The sequence below is a fragment of the Clostridium sp. AF32-7AC genome, from assembly GCF_003477925.1.
Classification (GTDB): domain Bacteria; phylum Bacillota; class Clostridia; order Lachnospirales; family Lachnospiraceae; genus Otoolea; species Otoolea fessa.
The window spans coordinates 1-25,962 of the sequence record NZ_QUEG01000002.1 but is presented as its reverse complement, the minus strand read 5'-3'; the positions used below and the strand labels follow the sequence as shown (position 1 = coordinate 25,962).

Below are 25,962 nucleotides of genomic sequence, written 5' to 3'. Positions count from 1 at the left end.
TTTCTTATAGTCTTATTATCTCACATAAGGATAGTTGTTTAAAGAGTGATCTGTTTTTCAGGTACGTATTTTTAAGAAAATTACAAAGTGATCGCACGATCATCACAAGCCTCAACATCTCACAGCTTTTCACTGATTGCACAGCACCGTTTCTTACAGAAGGTAATACCATACAGCCGGATGTCCTTCCGATCATCATTCAGAAGATATTCCTGATAACGGCGATCCCTGATCTGATCAATAGCCTTTTGACAAGTCATCTTCATATCGTCAAAGTTTTTTGTATATTTTAGTTCTGCGACGATTCCCGCATCTGGATCATCTGTTTCTACGATGATATCTGCAAATCCTTCTCCGGCTTCGACGTTTGACTTTACAAGCCAGTCTGCATTTCCGGTAAGAATCCCGACGAGAAGATTATGATAAGAGCTTTCTTTTTCTTCTTTCCTTGCCTTTGTATCAAATACGCTGATGGAATTACTGAGTACGCGGTTTAAATACTGCTCGACACCTTCGGTATCTCCTTCTTCAAAAGCCTTCCAGAATGCTGTTAGACGCTCCGTGTTACTGAAGATCGACTTTTTAAACCACTCGTTAATCTGAAGACGAAAGACTTCTCGTACTTCCCGGTTTGGAATAATCAGCCGATAAGCTCCGTCTTCATTTCTTCCACTCTGCGTCAAATATCCGGTCGTAAAAAGAACGCTCCAGAGATTTTCGATGCTCTGATCGACCTCTTCATACGTGAGATCCAGGCGAAGCTCCTTTTCGATGGCTTCCCCGTTGATCAGGCGCTCAATTTCATTCTTCGTCGTTTTATTTGCTTTATCGATAAAACGCTTTACGAGGTCATTTCCGCTTGTGTTGATCCAGTACGCTTCCGGCTTTGCCTCTTTGTCATCCTTCGCGCGGTCCACAAAATTTATTACATCCCATGGACAGTATACATCTGCATTTCCGAATCTGTATCCATCGTACCACTCCTTCACTTCTTCGAAGCGATCCTCCAGATGATAATCTAAAAGCAGTTTCCGTACTTCCGTATCTGTAAAACCGAACTGTTCGTCAAAACGCGTATCCGTGATCGACAGGATCTTGAAATTGTTGAGGCCCGTAAAGATACTTTCTTTCGAAACACGAAGGCAGCCGGTCAGCACTGCGAATGAAAGCGAATCGTTTGTTTTTAATGCTTCACCTAACAGTCCGCGAATAAAGTGAACCATTTCTTTGTAATATCCATGCTGAAATGCTTTATCCAGCGGGACATCGTACTCATCGATGAGAATGACTGTTTTTTTACCATAATGCTTATATAAAAGAGCCGACAGCATCTTTATAGAAGAAGATACAATGTCGGAATCTTCTTCCTGGACTGTCATATCTAAAAGTCGGCAATAATTCTTTTTATCTATATCCAGAAGTCGCTCGCTGTTTTTCAGATCATAAAATCTTTCAGCTTCCCGTTTGATCAGTTGAATACATTTACGTTTTGCTTCTGAAAAACTCAATCCCTCCACGTCCTTTAAAGAAAGAAAGATAACCGGATATTGCCCCTGATGCTGCTCGCACAGTTCCTTATTCTCAGAAACATACAGCCCATCAAACAGTGATGTATCCGTTCCAATCTCAAAAAAACTCTTCAGCATACTCATGTTGAGGGTCTTTCCGAATCGGCGCGGGCGTGTGAAAAGATTCACTTCACCCCAATTTAAAAATAACTGTTCGATTAATTTTGTTTTGTCGATATAGTAAAAACCATTTCGACGTATCTTTTCGAATCCATCAATTCCAACCGGAAGTTTTAATTTTTTTTCCATAAAATCCTCCCGCTTTTACTTTTTTAGAACTTCTGTTTTCTTTTATTGTCTCACATTTTTTATAAAAAAGAAAGAGAAAGAAAAGAACATATGCAAAAACGCCGGATAAGAATCGTCGTCTTACCCGGCATTTTTCGTTATTTCTCTTCTTTGAATCTCTCGAAGCCCTTCTTGTCTTCCGATGTCACACCTCTCTTATAGAAGTATTGGCAGGTCTTACAGTTTTCCGCTCCGCGCCTCTTATATGGGCACTTTACTGTTTTCTCGTAAATGCAGCGGTTCCGTACCTTTCTCGTGATAAGGAAGGCAATGAGTCCCGCAAATACGAATCACATTTCTGTATTGACAATCGCTTCCGCTTCCCTTACGCCTCATCAATCGCATGCCCGATATCATGGCGCATATATTTGTTAGCGAAATCGATCCACTCGGTCGCCTTGTATGCGTTGGCGCGCGCCTCTTTCAGGTCTTTGCCCTTTGCAGTAACGCCCAGCACCCGACCGCCATTTGTCACGATATCACCGTCTGCATCGAACTTCGTGCCTGCATGGAATACATAGTAACCGTCCGTGTCTTTGAATTTCTCCAGACCGTGAATCTTGAAACCCTTTTCATATTTCACCGGATAACCATCCGACGCCAGAACAACACAGACTGCCGCATTGTCCTCAAATTCCAGCTGGATCTGATCCAGGGTTCCGTCGATACATGCCTCAAAGACTTCCACGATGTCGTTCTTCATGCGCGGCAGGACAACCTGTGTCTCCGGATCGCCGAAACGCGCATTGTATTCCAGCACCTTCGGACCATCTTCGGTCAGCATCAGACCGAAGAAAATGATACCCTTGAAGGTACGTTCTTCCTTCTTCATCGCGTCAACCGACGGCTGATAGATGTACTTTTTGCAGAATTCGTCTACTTCTTTTGTGTAGAACGGGCTTGGCGAGAAGGTTCCCATACCGCCTGTATTTAAGCCCTGATCGCCGTCCAGCGCCCGCTTGTGATCCTGGGAGGAGGTCATAATGCGGATCGTATCGCCATCGACGAAGGAAAGGACAGAAACCTCGCGTCCTGTCATAAACTCCTCGATAACCATCTGATTGCCGGCAGAACCAAACTTCTTGTCCTCCATGATCTCCTTGACGCCTGCCTCTGCTTCCTCTAAAGTATTGCAGATCAGAACACCTTTTCCAAGTGCCAGACCATCTGCTTTCAAAACGATCGGCATCTTAGCGGTCTGTAAGTATTCCAGCGCCTTGTGCGGATCGGTAAAAGTCTCATAGGCTGCGGTCGGAATGTTGTATTTCTTCATCAGATCCTTGGAAAATGCCTTCGATCCTTCCAGAATCGCCGCATTTTTTCTCGGTCCAAATACACGCAGTCCCTGTGCCTCGAACACATCCACGATACCGCCAACCAGCGGATCGTCCATGCCGATCACGGTCAGGTCAACCTCATGCTCTTTTGCAAATGCCGCCAGCTTATCAAATTCCATCGCACTGATCGGCACACACTCTGCATACTCTGCAATTCCCGCATTGCCCGGTGCACAATAAATTTTATCTACCTTCGGACTCTGAGCCACTTTCCATGCGATCGCATGCTCACGTCCGCCGCTGCCAACGATTAAAACTTTCATGTTCTTCTCCTTATATTCTTCCGTTTGCAATCGCATCGATCGCCTGCGGAAGCAGTACCCACTCTGCCTGTTCCATCACGCGCTGCTGCAGCGTCTTCGGCGTATCATCCGGCTGCACCTCTACGGCTTTCTGGAAGAGGATCGGACCGGTATCGGTTCCTTCATCCACATAGTGAACCGTCGCGCCCGTCACCTTGACGCCGCGCGCCAGTGCCGCCTCATGCACCTTCAGTCCATAATAGCCGACGCCACAGAAGGACGGAATCAGGGACGGGTGAATATTGATAATTTTATTTCTGTATGCCTCGATCATCGCCGCCGGAATCTTCACAAGAAATCCAGCCAGAACGATGAGATCCGGCTTACACGCCTTGACGGTCTCTAAAAGCGCCTCATCGAATGCATCTCGCGTCTCATACGCCTTCGGAGTCACAACAAACGCTGGGACACCGTGTTTTTTCGCGCGCTCAATCGCATAAACGCCCTCATTGTTGCTGATAACCGCTACAACCTCTGCGTTCGTGATCTTGCCATTATCAACCGCATCCAGGATTGCCTGCAGATTTGTACCGCCGCCAGATACCATTACAACGACTCTTAGCATAATGTTACTCCCTTTTCTCCCGCCTCAATGGAACCGATGATGTACGGTGTATCGCCAGCGGACTTCATTGCCTCCATCGCACGCTCTGCATCAGCCGCATCGACTGCTACGACCATGCCGATACCCATGTTGTAGGTATTGTACATCATGTGCTCCTCGATATCGCCTTTCTTCGCCAGCATACCAAAGATCGGCGGAATCTGATAGCTGTCTTTCTTGATGACTGCGCGGACACCGTCTTTCAGCATACGCGGAACATTCTCATAGAAGCCGCCGCCAGTGATATGGCTGCACGCTTTCACAGTCACGCCTGCATTCTTCACTGCTTTCAGCGCCTTTACATAGATACGGGTCGGTGCCAGAAGTGCCTCGCCAAGCGTGGTTCCCAACTCCTCATAGTAGGTCTCCAGTCCCTCTTTGTTGAGTTCCTTCTCAAATACCTTGCGGACCAGGGAGAAACCATTACTGTGAACGCCGGTGGATGCCATACCGATCAGTACATCACCCGGTTTCAGGTTTTCGCCGGTAATCATGTCTTTTTTATCAACCACACCGACAGCAAAACCAGCCAGATCATAATCTTCCTCCGGCATCAGTCCCGGATGCTCAGCTGTCTCGCCGCCGATCAGAGCTGCCTCCGACTGTAAGCAGCCTTCTGCAACGCCTTTTACGATATCCGCGATCTTTTCCGGATAGTTCTTGCCGCAGGCAATATAGTCCAGGAAAAACAGCGGCTCGCCGCCTGCACATGCAATGTCGTTGACACACATCGCAACCGCGTCGATACCGATCGTGTCATGCTTGTCCATGATGATCGCCAGTTTTACCTTGGTACCACAGCCGTCCGTACCAGATAAGAGAACCGGATCTTCCATCTCTTTAATCTTTGCCAGGGAGAATGCACCGGCAAAGCCGCCCAGACCTCCCAGCACCTCCTCGCGCATCGTTTTCTTTACATGCTCTTTCATCAGTTCTACTGACTTATAACCAGCCTCAATATCTACTCCGGAATTCTTGTAATCCATGGTTTTCCTCCGTATGTCCTTGTTTATATTTTTTGTTTTTATTTCTGTGCCAGATACTCTTTATGTCCCAGTTTCTGTAATTTCTCATCCTTACCGGCTACTTCATTCTTCATCTCCTCGGAGTATGCCTTTAATTTCGCTAACAGCTCCGGATCGGAAGTTGCCAGAATCTTGGCTGCCAGAATACCCGCGTTCTTACCGCCGTTGATCGCTACCGTTGCAACCGGAATACCGGATGGCATCTGTACGATCGAATACAGAGAATCAACTCCGCCTAAATCCGAGGTTTTCATCGGAATACCGATCACCGGCATCGGGAACAGTGCCGCGCACATACCCGGCAGATGCGCTGCCTTACCAGCACCTGCAATGATAACCTTAAAGCCTTTCTCCTCAGCGGATTTTGCATAGTTAAAAAAGATGTCTGGCTCACGGTGTGCAGAAATGATTGTCATTTCATAATCAATCCCCATCTTGTCCAGAAAATCTGCTGCCTGTGCCATGATCGGCATGTCCGAATCGCTTCCCATTACAATTCCTACTTTTGCCATCGTTCATTCTCCTTTTCTCTGCATTGTATTTATTAGTTCTACTTATAAGTAATTTGAATAAAAACAGCCTTACTTATTAGTAATGATACTAGGTTTTTGATCGCAAGTCAATAGGGTTTCGAGAATCCTTCAAAAAATACTATGAGATTGCAGCCTCCTTGCTTTTATGTTATCCTTATTGGCATCACAATGATTACAAAGAGGTTCCCTAAATGAAACGGACATTATCATACACTATTACAAATAAAAACAAAGCTGACACCATCGGCGCCTTCCTCCGCGATGCCGGATATTCCCGCCGCATCCTCATCGAGCTCAAACAGAACCCTGAGCAGATCTGCCTGAACGGAACACCGTCCTGGCTGAACACACCGCTTCAGATCGGAGACACCCTGACGCTCTTTCTCCCGGACGAACCCGTTTCTTCAGATATTCCTCCGGTCAATCTTCCGATCGATATAGTATATGAAGACGAAGATCTCATAATACTCAACAAAGCCACCGGAATGCCTGTCCACCCGTCCCAGGGACACCATGAAAATACGCTGGCAAACGCCCTCGCGTACCGGTTTGCCTCGCGCGGCGAACATTTCGTGTTCCGTGCCGTGAACCGCTTAGACCGAGACACCACCGGTCTTCTGCTGATCGCCAAACATAAAATAAGCGGCGCATTTCTCTCCGCCATGACTGCAAAAAAAGAGATACGCCGCGAATATCTCGCGATTGTTGCCGGTAAACCAGAAGGATCTGGCACCATCGATCTGCCGATCGCCCGAAAAGATGGTTCCACCATCGAACGCTGCATCGATATGGATCATGGGGAACACGCCGTCACCCATTACCGGTGTCTCGATTACCGGGACGATCTCGGCTGCTCCCTCGTCCGGCTTCGCCTGGAAACGGGACGCACCCACCAGATCCGGGTCCACATGAAAGCCATCGGGCACCCGCTTTTAGGGGATTTTCTATACAACCCGGATTACCGCTTCATCGGACGGCAGGCGCTTCACTCCTATACGGTGGCATTCCGGCATCCGATCACTGGGGAAGCAATGGAGTTTACGGCTCCGATGCCGGAGGATTTTTCCTTCTTCTATTAATACTGCTTCCGCAGTCCCTTCGGATAATGGTTTTTCAGCGTCCCGCCGCTCTTCTTGCCCCATCCGAGCGAATACCCGTCCACACTCACAAGGCACCAGCCTTTTCCGGCGTCTTCCTCAGAAAGCTGGATCGTCTCGCCGCGCAGGTATGCCGCCGTCTCCGGCGCGTCGGCAGACAGGTTCACGTTCTGTTTTACCTCCGATGGATGCAGGGCAAGTGCCAGCGCGTGGGACGGCTCAAAACGGTTTTTCTTAAATTCTCCCATCTGAAGCCCCGGGCGAAGCACCCGCAGCCCCTTAAAATCGACCATCTCCTCCGGCGTCCGGTAAAGCTGATCGCCAAACATCGTCATCGTACTGTCCGCTGTCCATTTCTTCGGCTCAATAAATATCTCTTTGCAGAAATCCTCATAGACTGCCAGAAGCTTCTTGTCCTTCATCGAAGCCGGATATTTACGCTTCACGCTCTCCGGCTCGCCCGTTTTTCGAAGAAGTGCTGCATAATGGCCTTCTCCCTCGGTCCGGTGCGGCCAGATACGGACCGTTTTCTCGATTCCATCCGTCACGCCCGCCCCCCAGGCTGGAACACCGTGCGAAAGTCCCGGATAGTCCGGCGTTTCCTCTAGCGCAAACTCTGGATGTGCCTCTAAGAAACGTCCGATCGCCTGCTCGTCCTCCTCCGGCGCAAAAGTACAGGTGGAATACACCAGCCGTCCGCCCGGTTTCAGCATCATCGCCGCATTTTCAAGAATCTCCTGCTGCCGCCCAGCACAGCGACGCACATTCTCCGGGCTCCATTCCGTGACCGCCGTCTCATCCTTGCGGAACATTCCCTCGCCGGAACACGGTGCATCCACGATGATCCCATCAAAAAATGCCGGAAAATACTTCGTCAGCCGCCCGGAATCTTCATTTGTCACAACCGCATTCCGGATTCCCATGCGCTCGATATTCTGCGAGAGAATCTTTGCACGCGCCGGATGGATCTCATTGCTCACCAGAAGTCCTTCTCCGCCCAATCTCGCCGCCGCCTGCGTCGATTTTCCGCCCGGTGCCGCACAGAGATCCAGAATCATTTCCCCCGGCTGCGGGTTTAAAAGCGAAGCCGCAATCATCGCGCTCGGCTCCTGAATATAGTAAACGCCCGCATCGTGGTACGGATGACGCCCCGGACGCTCCTCCGCCCCATAAGCGAATCCCTCCGCCGCCCACGCAACCGGATTCAGAGAAAATGGAGCCGTCTTAGCAAATTCAGCCGGATCCGCTTTCAGTCCGTTCACGCGCAGTCCCTGTGAGCGCTCCTTATCATAACTGGCGATAAACGCATCGTACTCCCTGCCGAGCATCTGTTTCATTCGTTCAGTAAATGCTGCTGGTAAATTTATCATGGTTTTGTATTATCCTTCTTAATCAAACATATAATTCATCTTTCCTAAATAATAATACTATTACATAAACAGCAATTCCGTCAACTATTTCTGCCTCTTCTTTCCAGTATCTTTTCCGCCCCATTTTCCCACACTATCCTCATGATTCGATGGATATTTACGTTCGTTCTCCTCCCATTTTTTAGTTTCTCACTCACACGCGGATGCAATCTGTTTTCTTCCAATTTTTCCAGTATCAGCATCGCACTGCACCGACGCGGCGAATTTTTTCTCTGGTGCCTGCTCTGCGGCGGCTTTTTCTACTCCCAACTCTCCCTGTACCGCCCCCGCCAGGCAAAATGCTGCCTGCTTCTCCTCACTGCCGCTGCCCTGCTGCCCTATACCCCGGAGCACCTCCCAGTCTGTGCTATCCTTCACACGCTTCTGGCGCTGGCGGCTGCACTGTTATTTCTTTATAATCTGTTTTATTTAAGCTTGCAGTTCTATCTTTCGTCCCCAGCTCCTGCCCGTTATTCCCAAACAAACTCCCATACTACCTTTTTCAGCAAATTGACTCACTCTTTGGATTCTCCTGCTGCCCGTGGGCGCCTCTGCCTCCTGCTTCTCTGGATTTCTTGTGTTTTCTGTCTGGACAGCTGGATTTTATCGGGAATCATCAACAGTGCCATGGAGATTTGCCTGACCTTAACCGCTGGAGTACTGTTCTGGCTGTTTTTTCCTTCATTCCGCCCTGCACCGAATCATCCGCATTCCCTTTTATGATTTTAAAACATCCCCATATCAAAATATCCACAGATCAGTGAACCGTCCGTGAGACCTGGCGCGTGATTCTGATCAGCGAAGCTGACATATTCCATACAGAATCACTGTGCATCCTCGCGGAGCGTATTTTGTTTCATAGGACACATTTTTCTATGAAATAAAAAGCCAGTTCTATATCTCTCTTAATACACCAAAGATATAAAAACTGGCTTTTTACCATTCTTAGATTTTTATACCTGCTCCCTCATTTTAAGCAGATATGGTATGTAAACTTCCCGTCATACAGAGCCGGAAACTTCACCGAACGCCCACCTTAGTACACAATCTTGTACTCGCTGGAACCTTCTCCATTTACCACATAGTAAACGGCACGCTCTTCCGGTTTAACATACAGGGTCAGAGTCTCAATCTCGTCCTCTTTATGTCCCAGAGCTGCATATGCTTTCTTTGCTTCTGCCTCCAGCTTCTCGATAGAAATCTCAGAGCCTGCGTACTGTACGTATGCAACTGTCTTTACTTCCTTCTTCGCAGCTGTCTTCTTTGCTGCAGTGGTTGTCTTTGTAGTTCTCTTTGCAGTTGTTTTCTTTACGGTCACATCTGTCTCCTTTTTCTCTGCGGCTGCTGCCATCTCTTTCTTCTCTGCGAGGGCGGTCTCCTTCTTCTGTACCGGCGCTACGGCTGTTTCTTTCTTCTCTACATGTGCCAGTGCAGTTTCCTTTTTCGGAACGGATGCTACTGCCGTCTCTTTTTTCTCCACCGCTGCAACAGCTGTTTCCTTCTTTGCCACTTCCGCTACCGCTGTCTCTTTCTTTGCGACTGCTGCCACTGCCGTTTCTTTCTTCGCCACTTCAGCTACGGCTGTCTCTTTTTTCTCCACAACAGACGGAACCTTTTTCTCTTCCGTTGAAACAGATTTCTTTGCCGCTGTCTTGGCTAATGTTTTCTTTCTCTGAACCATATATCTCATCCTCCTTCTCTGCTTTCTCCGCAACGTCTTCCGGCTTGTGATTCTGTGCTCACTCACACGGCGCAGCTTTTCCGCCTGCGGCAATGCCTCATATCCGATTCATTCCCGACAGTCGAAGTAGGGACACCGCCTAATCACATCCTTGTCATTCTGCGGTATCCCCATAATTTAATTGTCTTATATTCAAGTTTCCCCAAGTTGTCTGTCCATTCAGATTATCACACAAATGGTCTTTTTCCGCCCTTGATCCACCGTCAAGCACATCCTATCCCTATTTCCATGACCTTGTCTGAACTTTAACAAATTATACGGCAATTTCCTGTTTTTGTCAACAAAACCGCTCTTCCTACCGAATCGCCAAGTACAAATTATAAAATCCAGTTACACTGACGATTCCCACCATAATCGGCGTCAGGAATCGGATGCAGAACACCCAGAGTTTTCCCAGACGGAATTTCGTACCGTCCGCCTCGATCTCCGCAAGTAGATACTCCGGTTTCCATTTCCAGCCTACATAGTAGCACATCGTGAGTCCACCGAGCGGCATCAGAATATTATCCGTTACCAGTCCAGCGAAATCAAAGACCGACTGATTCAGGATTGTGACATCACTCAGGACGCCGAAGGACAGCGCACTCGGAATGCCAAGCAGCGTGATCGCCGTACCAATCACAAGCGCCGCATGCTTGCGTTCCCAGCCCAGCGAATCAATCGCAAAAGAGGCACAGACTTCCAGAAGTGCGATCGCACTCGTAACGGCTGCGAAAAAAACCAGCGCAAAAAACAGGATTGCAAAGAAAGTTCCCCCCGCAATATTCGCAAATACCATCGGCAGTGTGCCGAAAATCAGTCCCGGTCCCTGTCCCGGCTCCAGACCGAAGGCAAATACTGCCGGAAAGATCGCGATACCCGCGAGAACCGCAATCACGGTGTCCAGACCACCGACGATCATACAGCTTTTTGGAATATTTTCCTTTCCACTCAGATAGCTTCCGTAGGTGATCGTGATACCCATACAGAGACTCAGGGAATAAAACACCTGTCCCAGTGCCGCGCTGACAGAAGAAAGCGTGAACGCCGAAAAATCCGGCTGGAAGATAAATAACAGTCCTTTCGAAGCTCCCGGAAGCGTCACGCTTCTGAAAATGATGACAAATAACAGAACCAGAAGCATCGGCATCATCAATTTGCTCGCTTTCTCAATGCCATTGATGCCAAAATAGCAGACAGCTATAGTCGCTGCCATAAATACAATATGCCAGATCACCGGCTCGCTGCTGCCGATAAAGGCGTTAAAATCCGGCGCTGCCGCCGTCGTCACATAGCTGGCAATATACTTTAAAATCCAGCCGCCGATGACGCTGTAATAACTCAAAATAATAAACGCCGCCAGTACGCCGAATATACCGACAATCCGTGCGTGCGGATGAATGTCCGCATACGCCTGCACCGGATCATGCCGCGTCTTCCGTCCCAAGGACATTTCCGTGATCATAACCGGAAGTCCGAGAACGACGATAAAAAACAGATACGCAACCAGAAATGGAAATCCACCGTTCTTTCCCATCAGATATGGAAATTTCCACAGATTTCCCAATCCAATCGCCGCCCCAGCCGTCGCCATAATAAAGCCCAGCTTACTCGCCCATTGTTTGTTTTTACTCATGTGTAGCCCTCTTAGTATTCTTTCATTTCATATTTGATATAGCCTTGCGTTATAACGCAATACAGATTATTATATCGAATTTTAGGGACTATGTAAACCGTTTTTAAGTGGGAATCACGCAAAAAAGTCTGTCCCCCGACACCTTTCCCATGCCAGAAGACAGACTTTTCTCTATTTCTTAATTCAATTCATTTCCGGCAGCACACTCCCGGCATTTCAGAAAGCCGCGCCGAATTTCCACTTTTTCTCTTAGTCCTCGATCGTATCGATCAGACTGTCATCATCAAAGTAATTGATCCGCATTGAAGCCTTCACATCGCGAAGCGTCTCAGCAGCCTTCGCCTCTGCTACCTTGCTTCCCTCTTTCAGAATGTCAAATACATCCGGGATTCTCTTCTCCCATTCCTGACGTCTCGCGCGAATCGGAGCCAGTTCAGCCTGCATGACGTTGTTTAAGAATTTCTTCACCTTCACATCGCCCAGACCACCTCTCTGGTAATGCGCTTTCAGCTCGTCCAGGTTCTGGTAATCCGGCAGGAACTCTGCAAAATACTCCGGACGGCAGAATGCATCCAGATAGATGAAGACCGGATTGCCCTCGACTTTACCCGGATCCTCGACACGCAGGTGATTTGGATCTGTAAACATGGACATGATCTTCTTCTTCACATCTGCTTCCGAATCAGAAAGGTAGATGCAGTTTCCAAGCGATTTGCTCATCTTTGCCTTTCCATCGATACCCGGCAGACGCAGACACGCCTTGTTGGACGGAAGCAGGATCTCCGGTTCCGTCAGGGTCTCGCCGTACACGCTGTTGAATTTATGGACGATCTCCTTGCACTGCTCTAACATCGGCATCTGATCCTCTCCAACCGGAACGGTCGTCGCGCGGAATGCAGTGATATCCGCCGCCTGGCTAATCGGATAAGTAAAGAATCCAACCGGGATGCTTGCCTCAAAATTACGCATCTGAATCTCTGCTTTTACGGTAGGATTTCGCTGTACACGGGATACCGTAACCAGGTTCATATAGTAGAAAGTAAGCTCTGTCAGCTCCGGCACCATCGACTGGATAAAGATGGTGGATTTCTCCGGGTCAATTCCACAAGCCAGATAGTCCAGGGCAACCTGCAGAATATTTTTACGCACCTTTTCCGGGTGATCGGCATTGTCCGTCAGTGCCTGCGCATCGGCAATCATAATATAAATCTCATCGAACTTGCCGGAGTTCTGAAGTCTCACTCTCTCGCTCAGAGAGCCAACATAATGTCCGACATGTAAGCGTCCTGTAGGACGATCGCCGGTTAAAATAATTTTCTTCATCTATTTGTTTCCCCTTCCATTCTGGTGTTTTTTCTTTAATGGATTTTTGCGCGTGACTGTTAAGGTACTGAACAGTTACGAAAATATTATATATCCTGGCTGGCAGACTGTCAACATTCTGAGACTCCATCTTCCCCAGTAACTCTGTAACTCTGTTACCATTCTTGTCTTGCATATATATGTTAAACACCAGAATTTCCAGTTCCGGAAATTTACTTGCTCTGCGCAAACAGCCAGTCTCTGACTACTTCTGGCTCTTACTCCTGCAGGTTTACCATCACATCCGAAACATCCACTTTCTTATCGATCAGCCCGCTCTCGCTCATCCAGTCGATGTTTTCCTGCCAGCACTCTTCGGTCTGGGTCAAAAACGGAACCTCATCGCTCTCCATGAGCGGCAGAAGTGTCTCACAGGACTTCTCCTCCACGCTCTGGGTCAGAGGGAAGTTTTCCTCATTCTGATTATTCATCAGGATTGCCAGGCAGCCATTCGGATCGTTCTTAAAGTCTTCAAAGCCCTTCTTCGATGCGCGTAAGAATCCTTCCAGAACTTCCGGCTCCTGCTGGATCATTTCGTTGTTGGCAAGGAATACTTCCTCATAATAATTCGGGATTCCATATCCATCTGCCATGAAGTAGTTGACATCAAAGCCCTCTTCCTCCATCTGCGGAACCTCATGGTTGACAAGGCATCCGATCGTCGCATCCACATTGCCGGTCGTCATAGAACTCATCAGTTCAAATCCGACATCGATCAGGTTTACATCCGATGCATCCGCTCCCACATATTCCATCATGCTCTTGACAACCGCCTCGCTGAGTGCTGTTCCGCCGTAACCAACGGTTTTTCCAACCAGATTTTCCGGTCCTGTGATATTCTTATCCTTTAAAGAAAGAACGACACTTAACGGGGACTGCACGATCGCACCGATGGATTTGATCTTCGTTCCCTGATTGGCAACCGCCTGGATCACATCCTGCTGATAGTACATGCCTATCTCCGCCTTTCCAGCCGCTACCAGTGATAACGCATCGTTCGCATTGGCCGGAAAACGCACATTCACATCCAGTCCTTCTTCCGCATAATAGCCGCGCTCGATCGCCGTATAAATAAAGGTATGGATCGCATTCGGATACCAGTCAAGAACCACATTGATCTCTTTAAGATCCTGACTTTTTCCATCTTCCGAGGTCTGTTTCGCATCCGTGCCCTCTGCCTGAGCAGCTGTCTCACTCTTTTCGCTGGCCGTTCCACATCCGCCAAGTGTCATCATTCCCATCACTGCTGCCATCACTGCGGCAGCCATTCTCATTCGTTTTTTCATCTCATATCCTTTCAGTTTTACAAATTTCCGTTTATATTTCCCTATCACTTATCTGTTTTCCAGTTTTTTTGCATATGACTTACTGGATTCACATACCAATCTCAACGATCTGGACTTCTTCACGAGTAGCTCTTTTTGTGAATACACTTTTTCGGCCTGCAGCACACATTTCAAAAATACAGACTTTTCAATATCCGCACACATACTTCAAAATTTCATCCTATATCACAATTTCCTACTCATTCCTCCAGAAAATCATCCGCTTTTCAAGCAGCGAGACAACCCACGTTGCCGCCATCGCCACTACCGATAGGAGCAGAATCGGTGCAAATACACCGGCTCCATCTAACTGGGTCATCATTCTCCGGCTGAAATATCCGAGTCCGCTCTGAGCGCCCAGCCATTCTCCAATCGCCGCTCCGATGATCGACAGCGGTACCGCCATCTTGATCGCTGAAAAAAAGTACGGAAGCGTCGCCGGAATCTTTAATTTCAAAAAGATCTGACGCTTATCCGCGCCAAATGTAAACAAAAGTTCTTCCATTTCCGTCTTCACCGACCGGAACCCGTCAAATACCGTGATCGTGATCGGGAAAAACGTAATCAGCACCGTTACCAGCACCTTGCTCCAGATCGTGTAGCCAAACCAGAGGACAAACAGCGGTGCCAGCGCCGTCGTCGGGATCGTCTGCGAGGCGATGATCAGCGGATACAGCGCCTTTCTTGCCGTCTCACTGGCATCCATCAGCACAGCCAGTCCCACGCCCAGCACGATCGAGATCAAAAGTCCAATCGCAACTACCGACATCGTCGCCGGCAGATGTGCCGTAAATAATGGACCCCGAAGTTCCCACAGCCGTACAACCACCTGAACCGGAGACGGGAGAATATAGGCCGCATCAATCCCCATAGCCGCTGCCTGCCATGTAAACAGAAGCACCGCCACCAGAATCAGGGCTGGAAGATTCGCATTCATCCGGCTTCCCATTTTATTTGTTTTTTTCTGTTCCATCACGCCTTCTCCTTCTTAAGCATTCCGATCAGTTCTTCCTTTAAGGACAGAATCTCCGGTCTGCGAAGCTCTTCCCGGGATCGCGGATATCCCGCCGGGACCTCGATGGAGCGCAGATGTGTGATCGGTGACTGTTCCACCACGAGAATCCGGCTGGACAGAAACACCGCTTCTTCCACATCATGCGTGATGAAAAGAACCGTCTTTTTCTCCTTCTCCCACTGTTCCAGAAGCCACTCCCGCATAGACAGTCTTGTCAGATAATCCAGGGCTGAAAACGGCTCATCCAAAAGCAGAAGGTCTGAACCCGTCAGAACCGTTCTCGCAAAGGCGGCTCTCTGGCGCATACCGCCGGAAAGCTCTTTCGGCGTCTTATCTCCCCAGTCTGCAAGTCCAACCGATCGAAGCGCATCATCCGCTTTTTTCTGCATCTGTTCCTTCGAATATCCGCCCTGAATCTCCATCGGAAGCATCAGATTCTCCCGCACGGTGCGCCATGGAAACAGCAGATCCTGCTGCGGCATATATCCGCAGTAATTTTTCTTCGTTTCGATCGATTCCCCATCCACCCGGATCACACCGGAAGCCGGGGTAAGAAGCTTATTTACCAGCCGGAAGATCGTACTTTTTCCACAGCCGGAAGCGCCGATGATGGACACAAACTCCCCATCCTGGACTTCAAACGACAGATGGTCAATGATCGAAAAATCCTCTACCGCATATTGGAAACGCACGTTGTCAAATGTAAGCATATTTACCGCCTCATTTCCCACGCCATATCCCAGAATGCCGCTTCATAGCGGGAGCAGGCCACAAAAATATCCACCAGATGTTTCTTTTGTTTCTCAGACAGATCCTCTGCCAGACGGTTCATCCACTCTACAAGGACTTCATTTTCCTTGTGGTAAGACTCGGAAGCGTATCCCCGGATCCACTCCCCATAAAATGGATGTTTGTCGGCATCCGGTCTGTCTGCTGCGATTTTCTTCGCAATCCATTCATAGCTGAGGGCGCAGGACAATATCGCTGCTGCCGCCTCCGGCGTGCCCCCCTCATAAGCGATGCGAAGCATATAAGAAGTATAAGAAAGGTTATCCAGAGCGACCGGCGTCTGTTCCGCCTCTTCTCTGGTTATCCCCAAACGTTCCATGTAAGCACGGTGAATATCCATCTCCCCATCCAGAATCGAGTGGGTATATCCGGCAAACAGGCGCATAAATGCGAGATCCGTTGATTTTGCCGCCCCGATGGAAAACACCTTTGTGTAATCAATCAGATACAGATAATCCTGTATCATATAATATTTGAATTTATCATGATCCAGACTGCCGTCCGCAATGCCTTTTACGAACGGTTTTTCATTGTAACCAGCCCAGATCTCCTTTGTGGCTTCCAAAAGCCTCTCTGTCATTGTCATACGCGTTCCTCCGCAAATCCTTTTCCCCAGAAATCAAATCCATGATCCATCGGCCCGGATCCTTTTCCAAGATCCAGCATCGCTCCCAGTGCGCCGGAAATATATGCCTTGGCACGTTCCACCGCGGTGTCAAGATCATAGCCCTTCGCCAGATTGGATGCAATCGCGCTGGACAGGGTACAGCCCGTCCCATGGGTGTTGGAATTGTGGATGCGTTTTCCGTTAAACCAACGGTATCCGCCGTCCCGGTATAAAAGATCGTTGGCATCATTTAACTGATGTCCACCCTTGCAGAGAACCGCACAATGGTACGTTTCACTGATACATTTTGCTGCCGTAATCATATCGTCGGCAGACTTAATTTCCATTCCTGATAAGACCTCCGCCTCCGGAATGTTCGGTGTCAGAACCGCCGCTAATGGAAAAAGCGATTCTTTCAAGGTGTCGATGGCGTCGTCGCTGATTAACTTTGCTCCGCTCGTCGCCACCATAACCGGGTCCACAACAATGTTTTCTGCCTGGTACTCACAAAGCTTCTTCGCAATCGACTTGATCAGTCCGGTTGAAGAAACCATACCGATCTTTACCGCATCCGGACGAATATCCGTAAATACGCTGTCAATCTGCTGTTCCAGAAATTCCGGGGTTATCTCAAAAATCCCCTGGACGCCGGTTGTGTTCTGGGCCGTCAGCGCCGTGATCGCACTCATTCCATATACTCCATTGGCGATCATCGTCTTTAAATCGGCCTGGATACCGGCGCCTCCGCTGCAATCACTTCCAGCGATTGTTAATGCTGTCTTCATAATTAACTCCTTTCAGGCATCAATAACTTTTATAAGGCGACACAAGGTGGTGCCCCCAATGTGCCGCCATAAAAAACTTTTTGCAAAGTTTCTTACCATTTTTTAATGAAGCTTTTTTCACAAGCTTTTTCTTATAAACTTTTTCATGCCATTTTTTGACAAAATGACAACGTTTTCATCTTTACAGGACCTTTTTTACAGCTTCCTTCAGTTCCTCTGCTGCCTTTTCAATATCATCGGCCGCAAACAAGGCGCTGACCACTGCAATGCCGTCCACACCTGTTCCTTTTAACAGTTCCAGATGTTCTTTATTCAGTCCGCCGATCGCAACAACCGGAATATCGACTGCCTGACAGATCTTGGCAAGCATCCCCGGCGTCACGGCATCGGCGTCCTTTTTGGTTCCCGTCGGATAGATGGCTCCGACTCCCAAATAATTCGCCCCATGCTTTTTCGCAAGAAGCGCCTGTTCTACATTTTTGCAGGAAACGCCGATGATCTTATCTGGTCCCAGCTTTTCCCGGACCTTTCCCGCTTCCATATCGCTCTGTCCCACATGGACGCCGTCCGCATCCACCGCCAGGGCAATCTCCACGTTGTCATTGATCACAAACGGAACCTGATACTTTCTGCAAAGCATTTTAAGCTTCTTTGCCTCCTCCAGAAACTCCGCCTCGTCAAGCTCCTTTTCTCTCAGCTGGACAAACGTCGCCCCGCCCTTCAAAGCTTTCTCAACCTGACTCTCCAGAGTTTCCCCCTTCAGCCATGCGCGGTCTGTCACCGCGTAAAGCAGCATATCTTCCGGTCTGCAGTTCATCTGCATTTCCTCCTTTTCTCAGCTGTTCTTATAAAAACGGACACTAAAGCTCTATTATCTTACTTCAAATTTTGCTCCAGCCTCCAGCGCTTCTCCGTTCATGCGATAAATAGCATCAATGATATAATTCCGATAAGTCGCATTGCCGTCCAGTTCACTTAAACGGGCGTATGCCGTCTCCCCGGCCAGTCCCATCGCGCAGACTGCCGCAGCAGCTGCCTCAAGCGGCTGTTCCTGGTTGGCTGTCACAAAGGCCGCCGTCAGAGCCGAGAGCTGACAGCCGGTTCCCGTGATGGAAGACATCTCCGGACGACCGTTGTAAATGCAGTATGCCTTCTCCGCATCCGCCACAATGTCGATCGCACCGGTGATCGCAACGACCGCATTCATCTTTCCGGCAAATGCCTTCGCAAAAGCTGCCGCCTCGTCCAGATTTTCCTTCGTCACCCGGTCTGCCAGATCGGCATCCACGCCCTTCGTCGTCCCATTTCCAAGTGCCAGTGTCTTGATCTCCGAAATGTTCCCGCGGATCACGGTAAACCTGACTTCCTTTAAAAGCTGATTGGCGGTCTCTGTTCTGAGTTTCGACGCACCGGCGCCTACCGGGTCTAAAACTACCGGATGACCCAGCTCATTTGCCCGCTTTCCGGCAAGCAGCATGGATTCGATGGTCCGGCTGTTTAATGTGCCGATATTGATATTCAGTCCGCCGCAGATGGTCTGGATATCCGAAACTTCGTCCTTATCATCCGCCATGATCGGGGACGCGCCGCATGCGAGTACCACGTTGGCACAGTCATTGACAGTCACGTAGTTCGTAATGTTGTGGATTAACGGACATTTTTCTCTTACATTATCAAATATTTCTTTAAACATGTGCTGGCTTCTCCTCTCTCAGTGCTTCCTGCATTCCTGCTAAAATATTGGCTTTCTTTAAACTTAAAATCAGAACCGCGCTTATGATCGCGCCTCCCGCGGTCGAGATCAAAAACGGAACCACATAGGCATAGACAGCCAGTCCCGCCGCGCTCTTTCCCATCAGGAAAACTGCCACCGGATATGCTGCAAATCCGCCCAGAATGGACGTTCCAAGCACCTCACCGATCAAAGTTGCGAACACACTCTGCGTTTTCTTGTAAACCAGTCCGCAGATCAGGGCGCCAAACATACTGCCCGGAAATGCCATCAGGCTTCCAAGTCCTAACAGATTTCGGATCAGCGCCGCTGCAAAGGCCGCTCCCAGTCCATAGCCCGGTCCCAGAAGAACGGCACACAGGATATTTACCATATGCTGTACCGGGGAACACTTGCTTCCGAACACCGGAACGGAAAATAAACTTCCTACGATGGCAACGGCACAGAATACAGCCGCAATCGCCAGTTTTTTCGTGTTTGTCTTATTCATTTTTCTTCTCCTTCTTTGAAAATTTGCAACTGTTCTGTTTCTTTGATATTCTTGAACAGTTACGAACAATTTACGTTTTCTGCATGAAATTCGGTCGATACTCTCTGGTATCCTCTCACGCCGGAACACGGCTTCCCATCGCTGCCTACAAAGCTCAGGGCGCTCCCCCTCAGCTCGCCGCACACATGCGGAATACGTTCCCCCTTTCAAAGAATTTAATTTTAAAAGAATGTGCCCTGGCACATTCCCGCGCCGAGCGCGGTCGCTTGCGACATGATTCCCTTCCGCCGCAGTGCGATCCCGCCCGGTAGGACTTTTTATATAACAGGAAATTTCAACGGATTTTCCTGTTATATGAAAAAACAGGAGATACCCCTGCGGATATCTCCTGTAAAAATTCATCTCATGACTTCCTACGACGGCATTATCCGCATCAGGTTAAAGGGTCGAAGTTCGATTACTTCCTCTCAGCCCGCTAACGAGCTCCCCTGTTTTTATCAAATTTGCAATGTTTCCATGCTGAACCATCGCCAGACTTATTATAGCGCATCTGGCGAAATTTTCAAGTGCGACTTTCTGGTGCACTTTTATCCCCTATCCTTTCACGATCAAGGTCAGCATAAGCGCCCGCCAGATTCCGGTGAGTCCCATAATGCCACCCAAAAGAATCGCTAATGGGATCCTGAGACCGGTAAATGTAATGCTGAGCAGACTGCAAAGGTGCGTCTGCAATCAGCTGAGGCGTTCCATTCGTGTTATTACACAAATCCCCCAAAACCTCTACACAACTCACTACACACTTTTTTACACAATTCGCATAAGAAGATAGAATAAATTGCAACAAGTTATATAAAAAAGTATCAAAAAACAGTACACAAAAAAGTGCTGAAACCCTACATAAATACTGGGTTTCAGCACTTTCTAATAAGTTATATGAAGTTACAACAAGTAGTTCGCTTACTGTGCCATCTGCTTTGCAACTTCCTCTGCAAAGTTCTCTTCCTTCTTTTCGATACCTTCACCAGTCTCAAAACGAACGAACTTCTTAACAGTGATCTTCGCACCATTCTCTTTAGCAACCTGAGCTACATACTGAGCTACGCTCTGCTTGCCATCCTCAGCCTTAACATATACCTGATCCAGAAGGCAGATCTCTTTGAGCTCTTTCTTGATACGACCCATAACCATGCCGCTGATGATCTTGTCGTTTGCGTCCGGCTTCTCGTTCTTAGCTGCTACAGTCAGGATCTCTTTCTCTTTTGCGATGTAATCTGCATCTACTTCGCTGTCGTTGGTGTACAGCGGTTTCAGAGCTGCAGCCTGCATAGCTACGTTCTTAGCCATCTCTTTGATTGCATCGTTTACAACGTCAGTTTCAACGTCTACCAGAACGCCGATCTTGCCGCCTGCATGGATGTAGGAAGCAACGAAACCGTTCTCCTCAGCTAACTGAGCAAAACGACGGATCTTCATGTTCTCGCCGATGATGGAGATCTGGGAAGACAGAGCCTCTGCAACTGTCAGGGACGGATCCTTTGCCCATTTTTCAGCCAGAAATGCGTCAATATCTGCTGCGCTTGTGTTCAGCGCCTGCTCAGCAACATCAGATACATAGTTCTGGAACTTCTCGTTCTTAGCTACGAAGTCTGTCTCTGCGTTTACTTCTACTACAACTGCCTTCTTTTCATCAGCGGTAACCTTAGTCATAACGATACCCTCTGCTGCAATACGGCCAGCTTTCTTAGTAGCGCCTGCAAGTCCTTTTTCTCTCAGGAACTCAACAGCTTTGTCCATGTCGCCATCTGTAGCTGCAAGAGCTTTCTTACAGTCCATCATACCAGCGCCTGTCATTTCACGTAACTCTTTTACCATTGCGGCTGTAACTGCCATCTTAAATCCCTCCGTGTATATAAATTCAGGTACACGTTCGTATACCCGCGCGGAGCACGCTTTTATGCGGAAAACCGCGGCGTGCTCCTGGTCTTTTGGTTTCAGTTTTTAATTTTGGGGTTAATTAAGCCTCTGTAGCCTCTGCTTCGCCCTCTGCTGCAGCTGCCTCAGCCTCGCCCTGCTTAGCTTCGATAACAGCGTCTGCCATTCTGGAAACGATCAGTTTTACGGCACGGATAGCATCATCGTTACCCGGGATTACATAATCCAGCTCTTCCGGATCACAGTTGGTATCGATGATACCGATCAGCGGAATACCCAGAGTATGAGCCTCCTGTACGCAGATTCTTTCCTTCTTCGGATCTACTACGAAGATAGCATCCGGGATCTTCTTCATATCTTTGATACCGCCCAGGTTCTTCTCCAGCTTCTCCCACTCTTTTTTCAGCTCGATAACTTCTTTCTTCGGCAGAACGTCGAAAGTTCCGTCCTCAGACATAGCCTCGATCTGTTTTAATCTAGCGATACGGCTCTGGATGGTCTTGAAGTTTGTCAGCATACCGCCTAACCATCTCTCGTTTACATAGAACATACCACATCTCTCAGCCTCGGTCTTGATAGCGTCCTGAGCCTGCTTCTTTGTACCAACGAACAGGATTGTGCCGCCGTCTGCTGCGATATCGGATACTGCCTTGTAAGCCTCATCTACTTTACCTACAGATTTCTGAAGGTCGATGATGTGGATACCATTTCTCTCGGTGTAGATGTACGGAGCCATTTTCGGGTTCCATCTTCTGGTCTGGTGTCCAAAATGTACACCTGCTTCGAGTAACTGCTTCATTGAAATAACGCTCATGTTTCTTTCCTCCAATTTTGGTTTTTCTTCCGCCGTCTTCTCATGCTTTCCGCGGGGACTCATAATGAGCACCGTCCTGCGTAAATCCGACCGGCGTGAATTTTCAGCCTTTATACTATATCACAGGCACGGTATACATGCAAGTGGAAATTAAAAAAATCACGCATTTTCCTTCATTTTTCTTCGTTTCTTGAATTTCTTCCAGCAAGCATATACGGAATGATAATACAAAACCTTCAGTAAAAACTTTTAGCAATTCTATGTAAATTAAAAGCGGGCTCCGAAAACCTCGGAACCCGCATAAATCCTAGAAATAAAAAGAGCGCGAGACGGGACTCGAACCCGCGGCCTCGACCTTGGCAAGGTCGCGCTCCACCAACTGAGCCACTCGCGCATATTTGTAAGAATCGGGGTGACAGGATTCGAACCTGCGACCTCCTGGTCCCAAACCAGGCGCTCTAGCCAAGCTGAGCCACACCCCGTCATCCACGTTTATATTTGATTTTCTTGAACGTTTATATACCTTCAAAACTGCACACTGAATTTCTTCTACTTTCTATCTTCCATCCTTTAGGAAATAACTTCCTCTTACCTATCCTTAACCATAACCTTTTGGTTAAGCCCTCGACCGATTAGTAACAGTCAGCTTCACGTATTACTACGCTTCCACCTCTGCCCTATCTACCTCGTCGTCTTCAAGGGGTCTTACTACTTGCGTATGGGATATCTCATCTTGAGGGGGGCTTCACGCTTAGATGCCTTCAGCGTTTATCCCGTCCCGGCTTGGCTACTCTGCCATGAGCCTGATGGCTCAACAGATACACCAGAGGCCAGTCCACCCCGGTCCTCTCGTACTAAGGGCAGCTCCTCTCAAATATCCTACGCCCGCGCCGGATAGGGACCGAACTGTCTCACGACGTTCTGAACCCAGCTCGCGTACCGCTTTAATGGGCGAACAGCCCAACCCTTGGGACCTACTTCAGCCCCAGGATGCGATGAGCCGACATCGAGGTGCCAAACCACTCCGTCGATGTGAACTCTTGGGAGTGATAAGCCTGTTATCCCCAGGGTAGCTTTTATCCGTTGAGCGATGGCAATCCCACTTTCTACCACCGGATCACTAAGTCCTACTTTCGTACCTGCTCGACCCGTCGGTCTCGCAGTCAAGCTCCCTTCTGCCTTTGCACTCTTTGAATGGTTTCCAACCATTCTGAGGGAACCTTTGAGCGCCTCCGATACCCTTTCGGAGGCGACCGCCCCAGTCAAACTCCCCACCTGACATTGTCCCACCTCCGGGTCACGGAGGTTGGTTAGAAATCCAGTACCACAAGGGTGGTATCCCAACAGCGACTCCGACAAGACTGGCGTCCTGTCATCAAAGTCTCCCACCTATCCTGTACATGCAGTACCGAATCCCAGTATCAAGCTAGAGTAAAGCTCCATGGGGTCTTTCCGTCCTGGCGCAGGTAACCAGCATCTTCACTGGTATTTCAATTTCACCGGGTGCATTGTCGAGACAGCGCTCAAATCATTACGCCTTTCGTGCGGGTCGGAACTTACCCGACAAGGAATTTCGCTACCTTAGGACCGTTATAGTTACGGCCGCCGTTTACTGGGGCTTAGATTCAAAGCTTCGATTGCTCTAACCTCTCCTCGTAACCTTCCAGCACCGGGCAGGCGTCAGCCCATATACCTCACCTTTCGGTTTCGCATAGACCTGTGTTTTTGCTAAACAGTTGCTTGAGCCTATTCTCTGCGGCCACATCTCTGTGGCACCCTTTATCCCGAAGTTACAGGGTCATTTTGCCGAGTTCCTTAACAATGCTTCTCCCGCCGGCCTTAGGATTCTCTCCTCATCCACCTGTGTCGGTTTACGGTACGGGTACATATCACACAATAGCGGCTTTTCTCGACAGCTCGAATCCCGGACTTCGCTACTTTTGTTCGCTCCGCATCACGTCTTCGGCTTACTAAGCGGATTTGCCAGCTTAGCACCTACCTCGCTTGCCCTGGTATCTTCACTCCCAGGTTCCGGTATCTCTCTGTGTCCCCACAGTTCTGATGATATGCAGTACAGGAATTTCAACCTGTTATCCATCGACTACGTCTTTCGACCTCGCCTTAGGCCCCGACTTACCCAGAGCAGATCAGCTTTACTCTGGAAACCTTAGATATTCGGCCTGGAGGATTCCCACCTCCATCTCGCTACTCATTCCGGCATTCTCTCTTCTTAAAAATCCACAGCTCCTTATCGGTACTGCTTCGTCTCTTTAAGAATGCTCCTCTACCAATGTATAATTACATTCCTAAGCTTCGGTGTTGTGTTTTAGCCCCGGACATTTTCGGCGCAGGACCTCTCGACTAGTGAGCTATTACGCACTCTTTGAATGTGTGGCTGCTTCTGAGCCAACATCCTAGTTGTCTTCGAAATCCCACATCCTTTTCCACTTAACACACACTTTGGGACCTTAGCTGTAGGTCTGGGCTCTTTCCCTTTTGACTACCCAACTTATCTCGTGCAGTCTGACTCCCGTACATCATTTATGCGGCATTCGGAGTTTGATATTCTTCGGTAGACTTTGACGCCCCCTAGGAAATTCAGTGCTCTACCTCCGCTAAACTAATACGAGGCTAGCCCTAAAGCTATTTCGAGGAGAACCAGCTATCTCCGGGTTCGATTGGAATTTCTCCCCTATCCACACCTCATCGCCACCCTTTTCAACGGATGTGCGTTCGGTCCTCCATTCCCTTTTACGGGAACTTCAACCTGGACATGGATAGGTCACCCGGTTTCGGGTCTGCACATGCTGACTTTACGCCCTATTAAGACTCGCTCTCGCTTCGGCTCCGGAGCTTTACTCCTTAACCTCGCCAGCATCCGCAACTCGCCGGACCGTTCTACAAAAAGTACGCGGTTGCACCTTAACGTGCTTCCACAGCTTGTAAACACAGGGTTTCAGGTTCTCTTTCACTCCCCTCCCGGGGTCCTTTTCACCTTTCCTTCACAGTACTATGCGCTATCGGTCACTAAGGAGTATTTAGCCTTGGGGGGTGGTCCCCCCGAATTCCCGCAAGGTTCCACGTGTCTCGCGGTACTCTGGATCCTGCCGCTGCCTATCGTTTTCATGTACGAGGCTTTCACTCTCTCTGGCCGGTCTTTCCAGGACCGTTCCATTAACGAATCAGCTCACTTATGCAGTCCGTAACCCCAGAGTGCACGCACTCTGGTTTGGGCTCTTCCCATTTCGCTCGCCGCTACTTTGGGAATCGATGTTTCTTTCTCTTCCTCCGCCTACTTAGATGTTTCAGTTCAGCGGGTTCCCTTCCATACGTTATGTATTGGCGTATGGATGACTGAGGTCTTCTCAGCCGGGTTTCCCCATTCAGATATCTCCGGATCAATGGATATTTGCTCCTCCCCGAAGCTTTTCGCAGCTTATCACGTCTTTCATCGGCTCTTAGTGCCAAGGCATCCACCCTGCGCTCTTATTAGCTTAACCAATTGATTCACACCGCGGGTACGGTGTTCCTCTCAGATGCATAGCGTTGCATCTTTGGCTTATGGTGTTTACAATTAATAATTGCTTGTTTT

General features: G+C 48.7%; 21 protein-coding genes, 2 tRNA genes, 1 rRNA gene and 1 riboswitch. Of the genes, 1 reads left to right on the top strand and 23 read right to left on the bottom strand.

Annotation, left to right across the window (positions count from 1 at the left end):
* Positions 1–119: 119 nt before the first annotated feature.
* From DWZ45_RS04340 to purE, 5 genes are all read right to left on the bottom strand, one after another.
* Complete coding sequence (locus DWZ45_RS04340) at positions 120–1,817, bottom strand: AAA family ATPase (protein ID WP_118467816.1); 1,698 nt, start codon at positions 1,815–1,817, stop codon at positions 120–122.
* A 364-nt stretch (positions 1,818–2,181) separates the two neighbouring features.
* Positions 2,182–3,456, bottom strand: coding sequence for a phosphoribosylamine--glycine ligase (gene purD, locus DWZ45_RS04335; protein ID WP_118467814.1), 1,275 nt, complete (start codon positions 3,454–3,456; stop codon positions 2,182–2,184).
* A gap of 10 nt (positions 3,457–3,466) precedes the next feature.
* A complete protein-coding gene (gene purN, locus DWZ45_RS04330; protein WP_118467813.1) occupies positions 3,467–4,060 on the bottom strand; it encodes a phosphoribosylglycinamide formyltransferase in 594 nt (197 codons plus the stop codon).
* Positions 4,054–5,085, bottom strand: a complete 1,032-nt coding sequence (gene purM / locus DWZ45_RS04325) for a phosphoribosylformylglycinamidine cyclo-ligase (RefSeq protein WP_022359210.1) — start codon at positions 5,083–5,085, stop codon at positions 4,054–4,056. Before purM ends, purN begins: the two co-directional genes overlap by 7 nt.
* 38 nt (positions 5,086–5,123) lie before the next feature.
* The gene (gene purE / locus DWZ45_RS04320; protein ID WP_107000367.1) at positions 5,124–5,636 is read right to left on the bottom strand and encodes a 5-(carboxyamino)imidazole ribonucleotide mutase; all 513 of its coding nucleotides are present in this window, start codon (positions 5,634–5,636) and stop codon (positions 5,124–5,126) included.
* A 212-nt stretch (positions 5,637–5,848) separates the two neighbouring features.
* Here purE and DWZ45_RS04315 point away from each other — a divergent pair, with 212 nt between their 5' ends.
* Positions 5,849–6,736 carry an RluA family pseudouridine synthase gene (locus tag DWZ45_RS04315; RefSeq protein ID WP_118467811.1) on the top strand — a complete coding sequence of 296 codons (888 nt, stop codon included), beginning with the start codon at positions 5,849–5,851 and terminating at the stop codon, positions 6,734–6,736.
* Here the strand turns inward: DWZ45_RS04315 and DWZ45_RS04310 are convergent.
* The 18 genes from DWZ45_RS04310 to DWZ45_RS04225 form a co-directional block, all read right to left on the bottom strand.
* Entirely contained in the window at positions 6,733–8,124 is a 1,392-nt protein-coding gene (locus DWZ45_RS04310; RefSeq protein ID WP_182426627.1) for an RsmF rRNA methyltransferase first C-terminal domain-containing protein, read from the bottom strand. The genes DWZ45_RS04315 and DWZ45_RS04310 overlap by 4 nt on opposite strands.
* Positions 8,125–8,313: 189 nt before the next feature.
* On the bottom strand, positions 8,314–8,541 hold the full coding sequence (locus DWZ45_RS04305) for a hypothetical protein (protein WP_117796332.1): 228 nt from the start codon (positions 8,539–8,541) through the stop codon (positions 8,314–8,316).
* 658 nt (positions 8,542–9,199) lie between these two features.
* Complete coding sequence (locus tag DWZ45_RS04300; RefSeq protein ID WP_118467809.1) at positions 9,200–9,844, bottom strand: DUF6465 family protein; 645 nt, start codon at positions 9,842–9,844, stop codon at positions 9,200–9,202.
* Between the two features lie 355 nt (positions 9,845–10,199).
* The gene (locus DWZ45_RS04295; protein WP_117796330.1) at positions 10,200–11,519 is read right to left on the bottom strand and encodes a sodium-dependent transporter; all 1,320 of its coding nucleotides are present in this window, start codon (positions 11,517–11,519) and stop codon (positions 10,200–10,202) included.
* Positions 11,520–11,768: 249 nt separating this feature from the next.
* Positions 11,769–12,842 (bottom strand): tryptophan--tRNA ligase, encoded by a 1,074-nt coding sequence (trpS, locus tag DWZ45_RS04290; protein ID WP_118467807.1) that lies wholly within the window; start codon positions 12,840–12,842, stop codon positions 11,769–11,771.
* A 257-nt stretch (positions 12,843–13,099) separates the two neighbouring features.
* Positions 13,100–14,167, bottom strand: a complete 1,068-nt coding sequence (locus DWZ45_RS04285; protein ID WP_118468079.1) for an ABC transporter substrate-binding protein — start codon at positions 14,165–14,167, stop codon at positions 13,100–13,102.
* 235 nt (positions 14,168–14,402) lie between these two features.
* Positions 14,403–15,143 (bottom strand): ABC transporter permease, encoded by a 741-nt coding sequence (locus tag DWZ45_RS04280; RefSeq protein ID WP_117796467.1) that lies wholly within the window; start codon positions 15,141–15,143, stop codon positions 14,403–14,405.
* A 35-nt stretch (positions 15,144–15,178) separates the two neighbouring features.
* Complete coding sequence (locus DWZ45_RS04275) at positions 15,179–15,931, bottom strand: ABC transporter ATP-binding protein (RefSeq protein WP_118467805.1); 753 nt, start codon at positions 15,929–15,931, stop codon at positions 15,179–15,181.
* A gap of 2 nt (positions 15,932–15,933) precedes the next feature.
* Positions 15,934–16,596: a thiaminase II gene (gene tenA / locus DWZ45_RS04270; RefSeq protein WP_118467803.1), complete on the bottom strand. Its 663-nt coding sequence runs from the start codon at positions 16,594–16,596 to the stop codon at positions 15,934–15,936.
* Complete coding sequence (gene thiD, locus DWZ45_RS04265; protein ID WP_118467801.1) at positions 16,593–17,402, bottom strand: bifunctional hydroxymethylpyrimidine kinase/phosphomethylpyrimidine kinase; 810 nt, start codon at positions 17,400–17,402, stop codon at positions 16,593–16,595. The genes tenA and thiD overlap by 4 nt, the downstream gene beginning before the upstream one ends.
* A 181-nt stretch (positions 17,403–17,583) precedes the next feature.
* Complete coding sequence (gene thiE, locus DWZ45_RS04260; RefSeq protein ID WP_118467799.1) at positions 17,584–18,219, bottom strand: thiamine phosphate synthase; 636 nt, start codon at positions 18,217–18,219, stop codon at positions 17,584–17,586.
* Positions 18,220–18,273: 54 nt separating this feature from the next.
* Complete coding sequence (thiM, locus tag DWZ45_RS04255; protein WP_117796325.1) at positions 18,274–19,095, bottom strand: hydroxyethylthiazole kinase; 822 nt, start codon at positions 19,093–19,095, stop codon at positions 18,274–18,276.
* Complete coding sequence (gene thiW, locus DWZ45_RS04250; protein ID WP_107000378.1) at positions 19,088–19,624, bottom strand: energy coupling factor transporter S component ThiW; 537 nt, start codon at positions 19,622–19,624, stop codon at positions 19,088–19,090. The genes thiM and thiW overlap by 8 nt, the downstream gene beginning before the upstream one ends.
* A gap of 393 nt (positions 19,625–20,017) precedes the next feature.
* Positions 20,018–20,124: riboswitch (TPP riboswitch) on the bottom strand.
* 457 nt (positions 20,125–20,581) lie between these two features.
* Positions 20,582–21,514 (bottom strand): translation elongation factor Ts, encoded by a 933-nt coding sequence (gene tsf / locus DWZ45_RS04245; protein ID WP_117796323.1) that lies wholly within the window; start codon positions 21,512–21,514, stop codon positions 20,582–20,584.
* Between the two features lie 124 nt (positions 21,515–21,638).
* The gene (gene rpsB / locus DWZ45_RS04240; protein ID WP_022359217.1) at positions 21,639–22,370 is read right to left on the bottom strand and encodes a 30S ribosomal protein S2; all 732 of its coding nucleotides are present in this window, start codon (positions 22,368–22,370) and stop codon (positions 21,639–21,641) included.
* A gap of 321 nt (positions 22,371–22,691) precedes the next feature.
* A tRNA-Gly gene (locus tag DWZ45_RS04235) sits at positions 22,692–22,764 on the bottom strand.
* A 13-nt stretch (positions 22,765–22,777) separates the two neighbouring features.
* Positions 22,778–22,852: transfer RNA gene (locus tag DWZ45_RS04230), tRNA-Pro, on the bottom strand.
* 130 nt (positions 22,853–22,982) lie between these two features.
* Positions 22,983–25,870, bottom strand: a 23S ribosomal RNA gene (locus tag DWZ45_RS04225).
* Positions 25,871–25,962: the final 92 nt, after the last annotated feature.